The organism is Enterobacter cloacae subsp. cloacae ATCC 13047, assembly GCF_000025565.1.
Classification (GTDB): domain Bacteria; phylum Pseudomonadota; class Gammaproteobacteria; order Enterobacterales; family Enterobacteriaceae; genus Enterobacter; species Enterobacter cloacae.
This window is the reverse complement of record NC_014121.1, coordinates 2694277-2708139: the sequence shown is the minus strand read 5'-3', so window position 1 is coordinate 2708139 and position 13863 is coordinate 2694277. Positions and strand designations below refer to the sequence as shown.

The following is a 13863-nucleotide window of genomic DNA, read 5'->3' as shown; positions in this document are numbered from 1 at the left end:
AACCATGATAACGCTGGACGATTTTAATCACCGAAGTCTCGAAGAGGTGCTTACGCTATTACACCCTTGCGTGGCCATTCCCGGCTGGGCCGAGGCGCTGGTCGCCGGGCGGCCTTATCCGAGCCGGGAGGTTTTGTTTAACGCGGCCCAGGCGCTGACGCATAGCTGGGATGAACACGTGCTCACGCGGGCCCTGAGCGCGCATCCGCGCATCGGTGAGAAGCCCATGGGCACGCAGGCGGAGGCGGCACTGTCGCGTCGGGAGCAGGGAGCGGTGAATCATGATGATGCGCAGCTTGCTGAGGCGTTGCGGGCAGGTAATGCCCGCTACGAAAGCCGTTTCGGGCGCGTCTTTCTGATCCGCGCCAAAGGCCGCAGCGGGGAGGAGATCCTGCAGGTCCTGAATGCGCGGCTGGAAAACAGCGATGCGCAGGAGGTGCAGGCCGCACTGGATCAGCTGCGGGAAATTACCTTATTACGACTGGAAGGAGTCATTGGCGCATGAGCACACTCAGTACACATATTCTGGATATCTCGACGGGCAAACCCGCGCAGGGGGTGACGGTACGTCTTGAACAGGACGCGGAGATCATCGCAACTGGCGTGACCAACGCGCAGGGCCGCATCACCGAATTTGTTCCCGTCCTGCCTGCGGGCCGCTATCGGCTGGTGGCCGAGACTGGCGCCTGGTTTAGCGAAACGGGGCGCGACACGCTCTATCCCTGCGCTCAGATTGATTTTCTAATCGGCGAAACGGCAGATGAGCACTTCCATCTGCCGTTTGTGATTGCCCCTGGTGGCTGGTCAACCTACCGCGGCAGCTGACCACACTGGCTCGCCGTTGACCCAGGTTTGGCTGATATTACGCTCGTCGCCCAGGGTCATCAGCACAAACAGCTGCTCGTAGATTTCCTTGCAGCGCCCGCTACGCAGGCGCTGCAGCGGGGTGACGGCCGGGTCGATCACGATAAAATCGGCCTCTTTGCCTGGTGCGAAGTTGCCAATTTTGTCATCCAGACGCAGGGCATGCGCGCCACCCAGCGTGGCATGATAAAAGGCCTCGCTGGCGCGCAGGCGATAGCTCTGCAACTGACCCACCTTGTAAGCTTCCCCCAGCGTGCGCAGCATGCTGAAGGTGGTACCCGCGCCGACGTCGGTGCCGATACCCATTCGCACCTTGTGCTGCCAGCAGGCGGGTAACCGAAACAGCCCACTGCCAAGAAACAGATTGGAAGTAGGGCAAAACGCCACCGCCGATCCGGTGTCGTGCAGGCACTGCCACTCGCTGTGGTGCAGATGGATCCCGTGAGCAAACATGCTGCGCTCGCCGGTGAGGCCGTAGTGGTGATAGACATCCAGATAACGTTCATGCTCCGGCCACAGGTCATTAACCCAGGCCACTTCGTTCGGGTTTTCGCTCAGATGGGTTTGCAGCCAGGTGTCCGGAAACTCCTCTCTGAGTAAACGCACCGCTGCCAGCAGTTCCGGTGATGAGGTGGGCGCAAAGCGTGGCGTAATGGCATACCCCAGCCGTCCATGGTGGTGCCAGCGCTGGATTAGATCCCGCGTCTGCTGGTAGCTCTGTTGTGCCGTTTCGGTCAGGTAGTCCGGGGTGTGCCGGTCCATCATCACCTTCCCGGCGATAAGGCGCATGTTCAGGCGCGATGCTTCGGTAAACAGCGCATCCACCGATTGCGGATGCAGTGTGCAAAACACCAGTGCGGTGGTAGTGCCGTGGCTCACCAGCTGATTTATGAAAAATTCTGCGATCTCTTTTGCGTAGCTCTCGTCGGCAAACTGGCTCTCCACCGGAAACGTATAGGTGGTCAGCCACTCCAGCAGCTGCTCGCCGAAGGCGCCGATCATCTCGGTCTGCGGGTAATGAACGTGGGTATCGATAAAGCCGGGCAGCAGCAGTTTGCCGCGCAGGTCGGTGTAACCCTTGTGCGGGTCAAGATATTGCTCTCCCTCCTGCCAGGCCATGAGCGCCACGATTTTCCCGTGGTGAATAAACAGCAGGCCGTCCTCCTGGTAGCGCGCATGGTCGGCAATCAGGTCTGCGCTGTCACAGACCCGGGCGATATCGAAAAATGCACCGCGTATCGCAGTCTGGTAATCCATCACGGCTCCTGTCTGATTGTTTGCGTGGCCTCGGGTGACGTGAAGTGAGCGGCGGACGCCCCTTCGCGCTCTTCGCGCGCCAGCCAGCGGTAGGTTACCCCGCCAAGGAACACGCCAATGAACCAGCTAAAGTTTGCCACCTCATGCAGCGCCGGGATGAAGCTTATCACCAGCCCGACGGCAACCGAGGGGATCAGCGCGCCGATGGCTTTCGGGTTAAAGCCGTTGCGGTACCAGTATTTCCCTTCTGGCGTGTCATCGAACAGGTCGTCCACGGATACCTTGCCACGCTTAATCAGGTAGAAATCGGCAATCAGGATACCGAACAGCGGACCGATAAACGCCCCCAGCACATCCAGGGTGTAATGAATAAGCTCCGGGGAGTTAAACAGGTTCCACGGGGTTAACAGGATCGAGCCGACGGCGGCAATCATTCCTCCGGTGCGGAAGCTGATTTTCTGCGGGGAACAGTTAGAGAAATCAAACGCCGGGGAGACGAAGTTGGCCACGATGTTAATCCCGATGGTGGCGGTGATCATGGTCAACAGACCAATCGCCACCGCCAGATCGTTGCCCACGCGGCTGACGGTTTCAATCGGGTCGGTGATCATGCGGCCAAACAGCGACTGGGTACCGGAGACAATCACCACGGTCACGATGGAGAACAGCAGGAAGTTAAACGGCAGGCCCCAGCGGTTGCAGCGGCGGATTTCCCCCATGCTTTTGCCGTAGCGGGAGAAATCACCAAAGTTGAGCAACGGGCCTGAGAAGTAGGAGACCACCAGCGCCGTGGCGGTGATCATCTGCCAGGTCTGCTCGCCCGCGCTCAGGGATTTGCTGGCGAGGGTAAAGGAGATCCCGTCGAATCCGGTCTTGTATACAATCCATCCTGCCAGCGCCAGCATCACCACATATACCGCCGGGCCAGCGATATCGATAAAGCGTTTGATGGCATTCATGCCGTGCCAGAAGACCATTGCCTGCAATACCCACATAATGGCAAAGCAGACCCAGCCCAGGTGCGACAGCCCGAGAAACGCGCCGGTGGTGAGCGACGAGAGCGACGGCCAGAACTTCAGCGCCACCAGCATCAGGGCGTTAGCGGCCAGATAGGTCTGAATGCCGTACCAGGCAAAGGCGATAAGCCCGCGGATCACCGCCGGAATGTTTGCCCCGAACACGCCAAAGGCCTGACGGCTGATCACCGCATACGGCACGCCCGCCATCTGGCTCGGTTTCGCCACCAGGTTGGCACACAACTGCACAATGCAAATTCCCACCAGCAGGCAGAGCAACACCTGCCAGCTTGCCAGCCCGAGCGTAAAGAAGCTCGCGGCGACCACGTATCCCCCCATGCTGTGGACGTCGGACATCCAGAAAGAAAAGATGTTGTACCAGCTCCAGTTCTGGTCACGCGTCGGTGCCAGATCTTCATTGCAAAGCCGTGGGCTGTATACCGCACCGGAATCAGCGGCCGTACCGTGTTGCGTATTTTGTCTGTTTGGCATGAAACCTGCTCCTGTGAATGAAAACCCGTTGAGTGGGAGTGCAGACGGTGTTGCAGGATCCAGGCCAAAATAATAAATCTTGTATGCAATATTTTATTTTTATGTATACGATTCGATAGCGAAAAGTAAAAAGTGGAGTGGTTAATGAACAACGTGAACAGTCTGCACGCCGCGCCAGACCTGCAAGACAAAGACGAATCCATCTTTCAGGCGCTGATGACCGCGATTGTCGAACATCAGCTGCTGCCGGGAAGCAAATTGCCGGAAGAGGCGCTGGCGGAGGTCTTTGGCGTGAGTCGTACGGGCATCCGTAAGGTGCTGCAGCGACTCGCCGCTGTGCAAATGGTCACCTTAACGCCCAAACGTGGTGCACACGTTGCCAGCCCGACGGTCGAAGAGGCCCGGCAGATCTTTCGCACCCGCGCGCTACTGGAGGTCGCCAATCTACCGGACGTGCTGGCGCACTGTCAGCCGCCGCATCTGGCCGCGCTGGCGTCAATCATCCGTCAGGAGCAGCAGGCGCATGAGGCTTACGACGGCCCGGCGGCGATCCGCCACTCCGCAAATTTCCATATTCAGCTGCAGGCCATCTCCGGCAATCAGGTCCTGACGGAGATGGTGACCCGCCTGAGCCAGCGCTCCTCGCTGGTGATTGCCACCTGGGGCGCGCCGTGGCGTCAGGGGTGTCGCTGCAATGACCACGAACAGCTTGTGGAGCTGCTGCGTCAGAAAGCGCTGCAACCCCTCAGTGATGCCTTAATGCACCATTTTGAACATATCGTCGCCAGCCTCTGTTTCGAACGGGCAGGTGAATGCCTGCCCGATTTTGCCCGGCTGTTCGCCAGCCACAAGGAGTCGTAATGTCGTCTGTCCGTATACAAGTCATTAATCCCAATACCAGCCTCGCGATGACGGAAACCATCGGCGCGGCCGCCCGCGCGGTGGCTGCGCCGGGCACGGAGATCCTCGCGGTCTGCCCCAGTGCGGGTGTGCCCTCAATCGAAGGCCATTTTGATGAAGCCATTGCCGCCGTGGGTGTACTTGAGCAAATCAAAAAAGGCCAAGAGCAGGGGGTGGAAGGGCACGTGATTGCCTGCTTTGGCGATCCGGGGCTGCTGGCCGCGCGCGAGCTGGCGCAAGGGCCGGTTGTCGGCATTGCCGAAGCTGCCATGCACATGGCCACGCTGGTGGCGACGCGCTTTTCTATCGTCACCACGCTGCCGCGCACGCTGATTATCGCCCGTCATCTGCTGCAGCAGTATGGCTTTCAGGATCACTGCGCGGCCCTGCACGCGATTGATCTCCCGGTGCTGGCGCTGGAAGACGGCAGCGGCCTGGCGCAGGAGAAGGTGCGCGCGCGTTGTATACAGGCCCTGAAAGAGGATGGCTGCGGTGCCATCGTACTGGGCTGTGGCGGGATGGCAACGCTCGCCCAGGAGCTGACGCGCGAGCTGCGCGTGCCGGTGATCGACGGCGTCAGTGCGGCGGTGAAGATGGTGGAATCGCTGGTGGCGCTGGGGCTGTCAACCAGCAAGCACGGGGATCTGGCCTTCCCGGAGAACAAACCGTTAAGCGGACATTTTCAGGCATTGAATCCATTTTAATTTTTGGGGGGGTAGCAATGGGGCTTTTTGAAGAGGGTTATCCGCGGGATCTGCGTGGCTACGCAGGCAACCCGCCGCATGCGCAGTGGCCGAATCAGGCACGCATCGCCGTGCAGTTTGTGCTCAATTATGAAGAAGGGGCAGAAAACCACGTCCTGCACGGCGATGCCGGGTCGGAACAGTTTCTCTCGGACATCATCGGAGCGGCCAGCTATCCCGACAAACACATGTCCATGGACTCCCTGTACGAATACGGCAGCCGCGCCGGGTTCTGGCGAATTCATCATGAATTTCAGAAACGTGGCCTGCCGCTGACGGTCTTTGGCGTGGCGATGGCGCTGGCGCGTCACCCGGAGATTGTCGCGGCGATCAAGGCGGCGGATTACGACGTGGTCAGCCACGGCTGGCGCTGGATCCACTATCAGAACATGGATATCAACCAGGAGCGCGAACATCTGCACAAAGCGGTGCACGTGCTGACCGATCTGTTTGGCAAGCCGCCTGCGGGCTGGTACACCGGGCGCGACAGCCCCAACACGCGCCAGCTGGTGGTCGAGCACGGCGGTTTTGACTACGACAGTGACTACTATGGCGACGACTTGCCCTTCTGGACGGAAGTGGCCTGCAGCGATGGCAGCCGTAAACCGCACCTGATCGTGCCCTACACGCTGGACGCGAACGACATGCGCTTCGCCACCGCCCAGGGATTTAATACCGCCGAGCAGTTTTATACTTATCTGAAAGACAGCTTTGACGTGCTGTATGAAGAGGGTGAAAGCGCGCCGAAGATGATGTCCATCGGCATGCACTGCCGCCTGCTGGGGCGTCCGGGCCGTTTTCGCGCGCTACAGCGGTTCCTGGATTATGTGCAGCAGCATGAGCGGGTCTGGGTTTGTACCCGCCAGCAGATTGCTGACCACTGGCGGGACGTGCATCCGTTTCAGAAGTAAGTGTGCCGTGTTTTGCCGGGTGGCGGCTGCGCCTTACCCGGCCTACAGCATCCGCAGGGCATACGGGACATTGCAGGCCCGGTAAGCGCAGCGCCACCAGGCAGGTTTTTCAGCGTTACACCATCAAACTCACCTGCGCCGCCACGATCCGCCACCCGTAAGCAAACCGCACCCACGTCTGCTGCTGGCGGCCAATGCGTTCTGTGCCCTCGCGGGTAAATTCGGTGCTGCACACCGCGTAATCTTCTCCGAAGGTGGTGATCACGGTATTGCGCAACGTCCGCTGCAGCCCGGCGGAGGGGCGCGCCGCCCGAAAGGCGCGGATTTCATCAATGCCGTAAAGGTTTTCCCCCGCGCCCAGTCGCACCGTGTTTTTGTCGTGCCAGAACAACTCATCCAGCACCGCAATGTTGTTGCTCACCAGCGCATCTTCATAGCGATAAAACGCGGCCGTGACGTCCGCCACCACCCAGGGAAGGTTAATGTCGTCGTGATTCATCATTATGCCATCTCCGCAGGACGGGCATCGGTTATCCCGCTCGCTTCCAGGACCCGCGCCACGCGCAGGCAGGCTTGTTCATTAAACGGCGCTGCGATGAGTTGCAGACCAATCGGTGCCCCCTGGGCGGTGCGTAGCGGAACGGTGGTGACGGGCAAACCCAGAAATGAAATCGGCTGCGTCAGCATCCCCATGCTGGCGCGCACCGGCAGTGGTTCCCCGTTAATCTCCATGATCTGCTCGCCAATCGTCGTGGCGCTGCGCGGGGTTGCCGGGGCGATCAGCACGTCGGCCTGCTCAAACAGCGCTTTACAGGCCTGTCGGGCGTGGGCGCGAAAACGCTGGGCCTGAATATACCAGGCGGAAGGGATCATTGCCCCAGCCAGCAGGCGTTCGCGGGAGTGTGGTTCAAAACGCTCCGGTTCACGGCGAAGTGACGGCAGGTACTGGTTCCCCCCTTCGGAGGCGCTGATGATAAACGCGGCAGAGCGGGACAGCGCGGCTTCAGGGAACTGCAACTCCTCCTGGACGTCAAGAGCACGTGCCGCGCGCGCGACGGCTTCCCGGGCGTCGTCGTTACACCACGTGCTGAAATAGCCCCCGAGGACGGCGCAGCGCAAACCATCCAGACCGCGATCGAGCAAAGGCCGCGTCTGCTCGCGGGAGGACTCTGCCTGAAAAGGGTCGCTGGTGTCTCGTCCCTGTAGCGCATCGTACACGGACGCCAGATCGCACACCCGGCGGGCAAACGGCCCGATATGATCGAGACTGGCGACAAACGGGTGGCTGCCGGAGCGTGACAGGCGGCCAAAGGTCGGTTTTAAGCCGTAAATTCCGCACAGGGACGCCGGGACGCGAATCGACCCGTTGGTGTCGGTACCCAGTGAAAAATGGACCAGCCCGGCGGCGACGGCGGCGGCAGAGCCACCGGAGGAGCCGCCTGCAATGCGCGTCAGATCGTGCGGATTACGCGTGGCGCCGTAGTGGCTGTTTTCCGTGGTAAAGCCGTAGGCATAGGCATCCATATTGACCATCCCGGACAACAGTCCTCCCGCGCTGCGTAGCTGGCGAACCGCAAAACTATCTGCGCTGGCAGCGGAACGCTTGCTGAACAGCTCGGCTCCGGCGAGGGTGGTGTGCCCGGCCACATCAAACAGGTTTTTTACCGCGTAAGGCACGCCCGCCAGCGGCGGCAGGGGGCGCTTTTCCCGGCGCAGGGTGTCGATATTTTCTGCCTCGGCCAGCATCCGCGCTTCGGTAACCGCCGTCCAGGCGTTGATCTGCGGGTTGATGCGCGCAATATCTTCCAGCGTCTGACGGGCGATCTCGCGGGCGCTTAACTCGCCTGCACTCAGCGCCTGCTGGATCGCGCTGATACTCATCTCGTGTAGCCTCATGCTTTGTATACTCCTGCGATCTCCAGACGGTCATCAAGCGGCAGCGCCATCAGCGGGGCGGCCATGGCGGCAATGCGGCTAAACTGCTGGTGAAGCTCCGCGCGGCGGGCGTCATCCAGCTCAATGCCCAGCACGGCCTCCATCTGCGCCAGGTAGGCATGCCAGTCAGGTTGTTGTGTTGTCATGGTTTTCTCCTCAGTATCCGGCGGCGCCGCCGTTGCTGCGCGGGTCGAACGCGCCTTCAAACAGCCCGTTCGGGTGGCGGACAATCGCGCCCGCGTGGCCCATGGCTTCGCTAAAGTCCAGGAAGATCTCCACCTCGTGACCCAGCGCATGCAGGCGTGCGATCGTTTCAGGGGAAAACCGGCCTTCCACCTTTAAGGTGTCTGAGCTTTGTCCCCAGGTGCGCCCCAGCAGCCAGCGCGGACGGGAGATGCTCTCCTGCAGCGGCAGACCCTGCACTACATAGCGGGTAAAGAGCGTGGCCTGAGTTTGCGGCTGGCCGTCACCGCCCATGGAGCCGTAGACCATCACCCGTCCGTCGTTCAGACGCGCCGCGGCCGGGTTCAGGGTATGGAACGGCTGTTTGCCCGGCGCGAGAGCCAGAAGATGTGCGGGATCGAGGCTGAACGACGCCCCCCGGTTCTGCCAGACGATACCCGTATCCGGGAGCACCACCCCGCTGCCGAACTCGTGATAAATGCTCTGGATAAACGACACGGCCAGGCCGCTGTTATCCATCACCCCCATCCACACCGTATCGCCAGGGCCTTTGCCGGTGCCCCACGGCGCGGCATGGTTATCGTTAACCCGGTCGGCGAGCGCCTGAAGCGCCGCAGGATCCAGCAGGCTCTGGATATCGGTTTTCAGCTCGCGCGGATCGGTGATGTGAGCATCGCGCAGGCCAAAGGCCAGTTTGGTGGCTTCCACAATGCGGTGCACTGTCCCGGCGTCGTCGGCATCGGCCATCGCCAGACGGTCGGTGATGCCGAGGATCGCCAGCGAGACCAGCCCCTGCGTCGGTGGGGCGAGGTTCCAGACCTCGCCCTGCTGATGCGCTAATTTCAGTGGCGTGGTGCGTCGGGCGACATGTGCGTTCATATCCGCCAGCGTAATGGGCAGGCCGAGCGTCTCCATCCCACGGGCCAGACGCGCCGCCAGCGGACCGCGATAAAAACTCTCCAGACCCTCTTCGGCAAGTTGCGTCAGCGTGGAGGCCAGCGCCGGTTGATAAAACCGGCTGCCGACCTCCGGTGGTTTGCCGTCAACCAGCCAGGTTTCTGCGAAGCCGGGCAGGTCTTTCAGTTCGTCGAATTTACTGGCGGTGGCAGTGGCCTGCGAGGCCGTGACCGGCGTGCCATTGCGGGCTTAGTCAATGGCATCTGCCAGCAGGCGCGTCAGCGGCAGGGCGTTGCCCGTCAGCGCGTGTGAGACCTTAAGTGCCTCCGCCCAGCCACTGACGGTACCCGCCACGGTCAGCGCCGCACGGGGGCCGCGGTGGGGGATGTGCGCCAGATCGCCATAGGCGGCAAGCATCGCCAGCGATCCCGCCGCGCCGCTGGCATCGATGGCAATCGGTTCGCCGCCGGGGGGCACGATAAGCCAGAAGCCATCGCCGCCCAGGCCATTCATATGGGGATAGACCACGGCAATGGTGGCCGCTGCCGCGACCATCGCTTCAATCGCGCTACCGCCATCGCGCAGCACAGACAGCGCGCTCTGGCTGGCAAGATGATGGGGGGCAACCGCCATTCCGTGTACGGAGACATTACTTTGCATGAACAGTCCTCATAACCCTGAAAGTCACAAGGCGCTGCAAAAGCTGTTCCAGGTATGAAAGAAAAGTTTCATGTCATCCCGGCTGATAAGCTGGCATGCTTAATGAATAGAGAGCAAGAGATGAAACAAACGTTACAGAGGCGTTATGGAACAGCTTGATGAACGACTGAAAGCACAATACGCGTCACTGTCGCCGCAGGAGCAGCGGGTGGCGGATTTTATTTTCGATCACTTCGACGACCTGATCAGCTACAACAGCGCCGAGCTGGCACAGCTGAGCGGGGTGTCGAAAGCCACGGTGAGCCGCCTGTTTAAGCGTCTGGGCTATGAGAAGTATAAGGACATGCGCGATGAGCTGCGTACCCTGCGCCAGAGCGGTATGCCGCTGACGGACAACCGCGACGCGGTGCAGGGCAATACGCTGCTGGCGCGTCACTATAAGCAGGAGATGGCTAACCTGACCCAGTGGGTGAATGCCCTGGATGCCCGGCAGTTTGCCGACGCGATGGCGTGCATGGTTAAGGCGAAGCGCATCGTCATTATAGGGATGCGTAATGCCTATCCCGCGGCGCTGCACCTGCGTCAGCAGCTGTTGCAGGCGCGCGGGCAGGTGCTGGTGTTGCCGCAGCCCGGGCAGAGCCTGAGCGAAGAGCTGGTGGATCTCACCCCCGACGATCTGGTGGTGATGATGGCCTTTCGCCGCCGCCCGCGCATCATCCGCCCGCTGCTGCAGCAGCTTCAGAGCAGTGGTATTCCGGTGCTGCTGATGTGCGAGCCGCAGGCGCACAGCCTGTTTCCGCTGGCGAGCTGGCAGCTCTGCGCTCCGCTGGACAGCGTCTCAGCCTATGACAGCTACGCCTCGGTCAACAGTCTGATCAACCTGCTGGCAAACGCCTTCCTGCATGAAATCCTCGATAAAGGCCGTCCGCGCATTCATGAGATCGCCACCCTGTATCAGCACCTGGACGAGCTCGAACAACGATAATGGGGCATCGGTGTGGTGCTTTGCATTGAAATGGTGCAGTGAGGCGGGGCGAAAAAGAGAGAGCTTTTTCGCCCCGCCTTTGTTTTATCAGGCTTTACAACAAAATCCCGCGTTTCGCTTTATCTGGCACATTAGTTGCAAAATCCAATTCAAAGAATCTTTTGTTTCATGTTAACGTTACGGGGAAGCACCATGAAAAAATTGTTGATTGCACTGGCCGGGGCCGTCTGTCTGCTCACTAACCTGTCGGCAAAGGCGGACCAGCTTCAGGATATCGAGAAACGCGGCACCATTCGCATTGCCGTGCCGCAGGATTTCCCGCCGTTTGGCTCGGTCGGAACCGATCTGCAGCCGCAGGGCTATGACATCGATATGGCGCGTTATCTGGCCAAACAGATGAAGGTCAAGCTGCAACTGGTCCCGGTGACCAGCGCCAACCGCGTGCCGTATCTGCAAACCGACAAAGTTGACCTTGTCATTTCAAGCCTCGGTAAGAATGCGGAACGTGAAAAGGTGATCGATTTCAGCCGCGCCTATGCGCCGTTCTTCCTCGGGGTGTTTGGCCCGAAAGGCGCAGAGCTGAAAGATGCCGCCGCCCTGAGCGGTAAAACCATCGGCGTGACGCGTGGCGCGGTCGAGGACATGGTGCTGACCAGCCTGGCGCCGAAAGACGCAGACGTAAAACGCTATGAGGACAACAACACCACGCTGTCGGCGTATCTGTCCGGACAGGTACAGTATGTGGCCACCGGCAACCTTGTGGTGGCGGCCATCTCGCGCCAGAACGCGGAGAAAGCCCCGGTGCCGAGCTTTATGCTGAAAGATTCACCGTGCTTTATCGGTCTGAAGAAAAATGAACCGGCGCTGAAGGCGAAAGTGGATGCGCTGATTGAACAGGGTATTAATGACGGCACCCTGAACGGCTTCTCTGAGCAGTGGCTCAAGGCGCCGCTGCCGGCAAGCCTTGGCGTGTAAGGCAATGACAGAGCAACTCCATTTCTCTGAGCTCTGGCCGCACTGGCCGGCGCTGCTGGCCGGGCTGTGGGTCACCATCCAGTTGACGGTGATGGCGACCCTGGGCGGTCTGGCGATTGGTATTTTCGGGGCGGTCATTCGCAGCGGGCGGGCGACGTGGTTTAGCCGGATCTGGGGCGGTTACGTGGAGATTATCCGTAACACGCCGTTTGTGGTGCAGCTGTTTTTTATCGTCTTTGGCCTGCCCAATATGGGGCTGAAGATGACGGCGGGTGAGGCGGCACTGCTGGCGATGGTGATCAATCTGGGCGCGTACAGCACGGAGATTGTCCGGGCGGGCATTCAGGTGACACCAAAAGGGCAGTGGGAGGCCGGACGCGTGCTGGGGCTGACCCGCACCCAGACCTTCATTCGCGTGGTGTTACCGCCTGCGCTACAGCGTATTTATCCGGCGCTGGTGAGCCAGTGCATTATCGTGATGCTCGGCTCGTCGGTGGTGTCGCAGGTCTCGTATGAAGAGCTGACCTTTGCCGCCAACCTGATCCAGTCCAGAACGTTTCTGAGCTTTGAGGTTTATCTGGTGACAACCGGGATTTACTTAGCGCTGTCGATTACCCTGCGTCAGCTGATGATGGCGGCAGGACGCAAATGGCTGGGGGTACAGGCATGATGACCACCTTTACCGACTGGGACATTATTCGCAACCTGCTGCTGGCCGGGCGCTGGACGATACTGCTGTCGCTGGTGGCGTTTGTCGGCGGCGCGGTGGTGACCCTGCCGCTGCTGCTGCTGCGTCTCACTGGCGGGCGAATGTTCATGCGCCTGATCCGCGGCTATATCGAACTGTTTCAGGGTACACCGCTGCTGATGCAGCTATTTCTGGCGTTCTTCGGCGTGGCACTGTTCGGCATCGATGTCTCGCCATGGACCGCCGCATCGCTGGCCCTCACGTTCTACACCAGCGCGTTTTTGCTTGATATCTGGTTTGGCAGCATTCGCGCGCTGCCCAAAGGGCAGTGGGAAGCGTCGCGCTGTCTGGGGCTGACCTTTGGCCAGACGCTTTATCGGGTGGTCGCGCCGCAGGCGTTGCGGATTGCGATTGCGCCGACGGTCGGTTTTGCCGTCCAGGTGATTAAGGGCACGGCGCTGGCGTCAATCATCGGCTTTATCGAGCTGACCAAAGCCGGGACGATGCTCACCAATGTCACTTATCAACCGTTTAAGGTCTTTGCGCTGGTGGCGCTGGGCTACTTCATTCTGTGTTATCCGCTGTCGCGTTACAGCCGTTATCTGGAGACTAAATTTAATGCCTCTCATCACCATTAATCAGGTGCAGAAGTACTACGGCGATAACCATGTCCTGAAGGGGGTCGATCTCGATATCGACATGGGCCAGGTGATTTCGATTATCGGGCGCAGCGGATCCGGCAAAAGCACCCTGCTGCGCTGCATCAACGGTCTGGAAGGGTATCAGGACGGCAGCATCAAGCTTGGCGGCATGACCATTACCGACCGGGATTCCCAGGCGCGTGAAATCAGCCGCTCGGTCGGGATGGTGTTCCAGAACTTTAACCTGTTCCCGCACATGACGGCGCTGGAAAACGTGATGCTCGCCCCGCGTCGGGTGCTGAAGAAAAGCGCCGCCGAATGCCGGGCGCTGGCGCAGCAGATGCTGGAGAAAGTCGGCCTCGGCGATCGTCTGGATTACTACCCGTCGAGTCTCTCCGGCGGCCAGCAGCAGCGCGTGGCGATTGCCCGTGCGCTGGCGATGTCGCCAAAAGTCTTACTTTGTGACGAGATCACCTCCGCGCTCGACCCGGAACTGGTGGGCGAAGTGCTTAAGGTGCTGGAGCAGCTGGCAGCAGAAGGGATGACCCTTATTCTCGTGACCCATGAAATGAATTTTGCCCGCGAAGTGGGCGACCGCGTGGTGTTTATGCACCAGGGGAAAGTCTGGGAGCAGGGCGACAGCAAAACGCTTTTCGCCAACCCGCAGACCACCGAACTGAAGCAGTTCATCTCCTCCGTGCGCGGCCTCAACTGAT

14 protein-coding genes and 2 pseudogenes are annotated in these 13863 nt (G+C 60.3%); 10 read left to right on the top strand and 6 right to left on the bottom strand.

Annotated elements, in window-relative coordinates:
* The first annotated feature begins 4 nt into the window (after positions 1-4).
* The gene (gene uraD / locus ECL_RS13085) at positions 5-505 is read left to right on the top strand and encodes a 2-oxo-4-hydroxy-4-carboxy-5-ureidoimidazoline decarboxylase (RefSeq protein WP_013097235.1); all 501 of its coding nucleotides are present in this window, start codon (positions 5-7) and stop codon (positions 503-505) included.
* Positions 502-825: a hydroxyisourate hydrolase gene (uraH, locus tag ECL_RS13080; protein ID WP_013097234.1), complete on the top strand. Its 324-nt coding sequence runs from the start codon at positions 502-504 to the stop codon at positions 823-825. The genes uraD and uraH overlap by 4 nt, the downstream gene beginning before the upstream one ends.
* Here the strand turns inward: uraH and guaD are convergent.
* Positions 805-2121 (bottom strand): guanine deaminase, encoded by a 1317-nt coding sequence (gene guaD / locus ECL_RS13075; protein WP_013097233.1) that lies wholly within the window; start codon positions 2119-2121, stop codon positions 805-807. The genes uraH and guaD overlap by 21 nt on opposite strands.
* Entirely contained in the window at positions 2121-3629 is a 1509-nt protein-coding gene (locus tag ECL_RS13070) for an NCS1 family nucleobase:cation symporter-1 (protein ID WP_013097232.1), read from the bottom strand. Before ECL_RS13070 ends, guaD begins: the two co-directional genes overlap by 1 nt.
* Before the next feature lie 144 nt (positions 3630-3773).
* On the opposite strand from ECL_RS13070, the gene ECL_RS13065 reads away from it, so the two are divergent.
* The 3 genes and pseudogenes from ECL_RS13065 (at position 3774) to puuE (ending at position 6183) form a co-directional block, all read left to right on the top strand.
* The gene (locus ECL_RS13065; protein ID WP_013097231.1) at positions 3774-4490 is read left to right on the top strand and encodes a GntR family transcriptional regulator; all 717 of its coding nucleotides are present in this window, start codon (positions 3774-3776) and stop codon (positions 4488-4490) included.
* Positions 4490-5366 (top strand): annotated as a pseudogene (gene hpxA, locus ECL_RS13060) (allantoin racemase). The gene ECL_RS13065 and the pseudogene hpxA overlap by 1 nt, the downstream one beginning before the upstream one ends.
* Complete coding sequence (gene puuE / locus ECL_RS13055) at positions 5284-6183, top strand: allantoinase PuuE (RefSeq protein WP_226836439.1); 900 nt, start codon at positions 5284-5286, stop codon at positions 6181-6183. The pseudogene hpxA and the gene puuE overlap by 83 nt, the downstream one beginning before the upstream one ends.
* Before the next feature lie 115 nt (positions 6184-6298).
* Here puuE and hpxZ read toward each other — a convergent pair whose 3' ends face one another.
* The 4 genes and pseudogenes from hpxZ to hpxW all read right to left on the bottom strand — a co-directional run bounded on the left by hpxZ (position 6299) and on the right by hpxW (position 9858).
* Positions 6299-6685, bottom strand: coding sequence for an oxalurate catabolism protein HpxZ (gene hpxZ / locus ECL_RS13050; RefSeq protein WP_013097228.1), 387 nt, complete (start codon positions 6683-6685; stop codon positions 6299-6301).
* Positions 6685-8079, bottom strand: a complete 1395-nt coding sequence (locus ECL_RS13045; protein ID WP_044158617.1) for an AtzE family amidohydrolase — start codon at positions 8077-8079, stop codon at positions 6685-6687. Before ECL_RS13045 ends, hpxZ begins: the two co-directional genes overlap by 1 nt.
* The gene (hpxX, locus tag ECL_RS13040; protein WP_013097226.1) at positions 8076-8264 is read right to left on the bottom strand and encodes an oxalurate catabolism protein HpxX; all 189 of its coding nucleotides are present in this window, start codon (positions 8262-8264) and stop codon (positions 8076-8078) included. The genes ECL_RS13045 and hpxX overlap by 4 nt, the downstream gene beginning before the upstream one ends.
* Positions 8265-8274: 10 nt before the next feature.
* Positions 8275-9858 (bottom strand): annotated as a pseudogene (gene hpxW / locus ECL_RS13035) (oxamate amidohydrolase).
* 145 nt (positions 9859-10003) lie between these two features.
* Between hpxW and hpxU the strand changes: the two are divergent.
* From hpxU to ECL_RS13010, 5 genes are all read left to right on the top strand, one after another.
* On the top strand, positions 10004-10843 hold the full coding sequence (gene hpxU / locus ECL_RS13030; RefSeq protein ID WP_013097225.1) for a MurR/RpiR family transcriptional regulator HpxU: 840 nt from the start codon (positions 10004-10006) through the stop codon (positions 10841-10843).
* 192 nt (positions 10844-11035) lie between these two features.
* Positions 11036-11818: a transporter substrate-binding domain-containing protein gene (locus ECL_RS13025; protein WP_044158620.1), complete on the top strand. Its 783-nt coding sequence runs from the start codon at positions 11036-11038 to the stop codon at positions 11816-11818.
* 4 nt (positions 11819-11822) lie between these two features.
* Positions 11823-12488 carry an amino acid ABC transporter permease gene (locus tag ECL_RS13020; RefSeq protein ID WP_013097223.1) on the top strand — a complete coding sequence of 222 codons (666 nt, stop codon included), beginning with the start codon at positions 11823-11825 and terminating at the stop codon, positions 12486-12488.
* On the top strand, positions 12488-13144 hold the full coding sequence (locus ECL_RS13015) for an amino acid ABC transporter permease (protein ID WP_044159433.1): 657 nt from the start codon (positions 12488-12490) through the stop codon (positions 13142-13144). Before ECL_RS13020 ends, ECL_RS13015 begins: the two co-directional genes overlap by 1 nt.
* Positions 13125-13862 carry an amino acid ABC transporter ATP-binding protein gene (locus ECL_RS13010; protein ID WP_013097221.1) on the top strand — a complete coding sequence of 246 codons (738 nt, stop codon included), beginning with the start codon at positions 13125-13127 and terminating at the stop codon, positions 13860-13862. Before ECL_RS13015 ends, ECL_RS13010 begins: the two co-directional genes overlap by 20 nt.
* Position 13863 lies beyond the last annotated feature (1 nt).

Excerpts from the sequence above, each read along its gene's own strand:
- uraD (WP_013097235.1), top strand. The coding sequence starts at position 5 with ATGATAACGCTGGACGATTTTAATCACCGAAGTCTCGAAGAGGTGCTT.
- uraH (WP_013097234.1), top strand. The coding sequence starts at position 502 with ATGAGCACACTCAGTACACATATTCTGGATATCTCGACGGGCAAACCC.
- guaD (WP_013097233.1), bottom strand. The coding sequence starts at position 2,121 with ATGGATTACCAGACTGCGATACGCGGTGCATTTTTCGATATCGCCCGG.
- ECL_RS13070 (WP_013097232.1), bottom strand. The coding sequence starts at position 3,629 with ATGCCAAACAGACAAAATACGCAACACGGTACGGCCGCTGATTCCGGT.
- ECL_RS13065 (WP_013097231.1), top strand. The coding sequence starts at position 3,774 with ATGAACAACGTGAACAGTCTGCACGCCGCGCCAGACCTGCAAGACAAA.
- hpxZ (WP_013097228.1), bottom strand. The coding sequence starts at position 6,685 with ATGATGAATCACGACGACATTAACCTTCCCTGGGTGGTGGCGGACGTC.
- ECL_RS13045 (WP_044158617.1), bottom strand. The coding sequence starts at position 8,079 with ATGAGGCTACACGAGATGAGTATCAGCGCGATCCAGCAGGCGCTGAGT.
- hpxX (WP_013097226.1), bottom strand. The coding sequence starts at position 8,264 with ATGACAACACAACAACCTGACTGGCATGCCTACCTGGCGCAGATGGAG.
- hpxU (WP_013097225.1), top strand. The coding sequence starts at position 10,004 with ATGGAACAGCTTGATGAACGACTGAAAGCACAATACGCGTCACTGTCG.
- ECL_RS13025 (WP_044158620.1), top strand. The coding sequence starts at position 11,036 with ATGAAAAAATTGTTGATTGCACTGGCCGGGGCCGTCTGTCTGCTCACT.
- ECL_RS13020 (WP_013097223.1), top strand. The coding sequence starts at position 11,823 with ATGACAGAGCAACTCCATTTCTCTGAGCTCTGGCCGCACTGGCCGGCG.
- ECL_RS13015 (WP_044159433.1), top strand. The coding sequence starts at position 12,488 with ATGACCACCTTTACCGACTGGGACATTATTCGCAACCTGCTGCTGGCC.
- ECL_RS13010 (WP_013097221.1), top strand. The coding sequence starts at position 13,125 with ATGCCTCTCATCACCATTAATCAGGTGCAGAAGTACTACGGCGATAAC.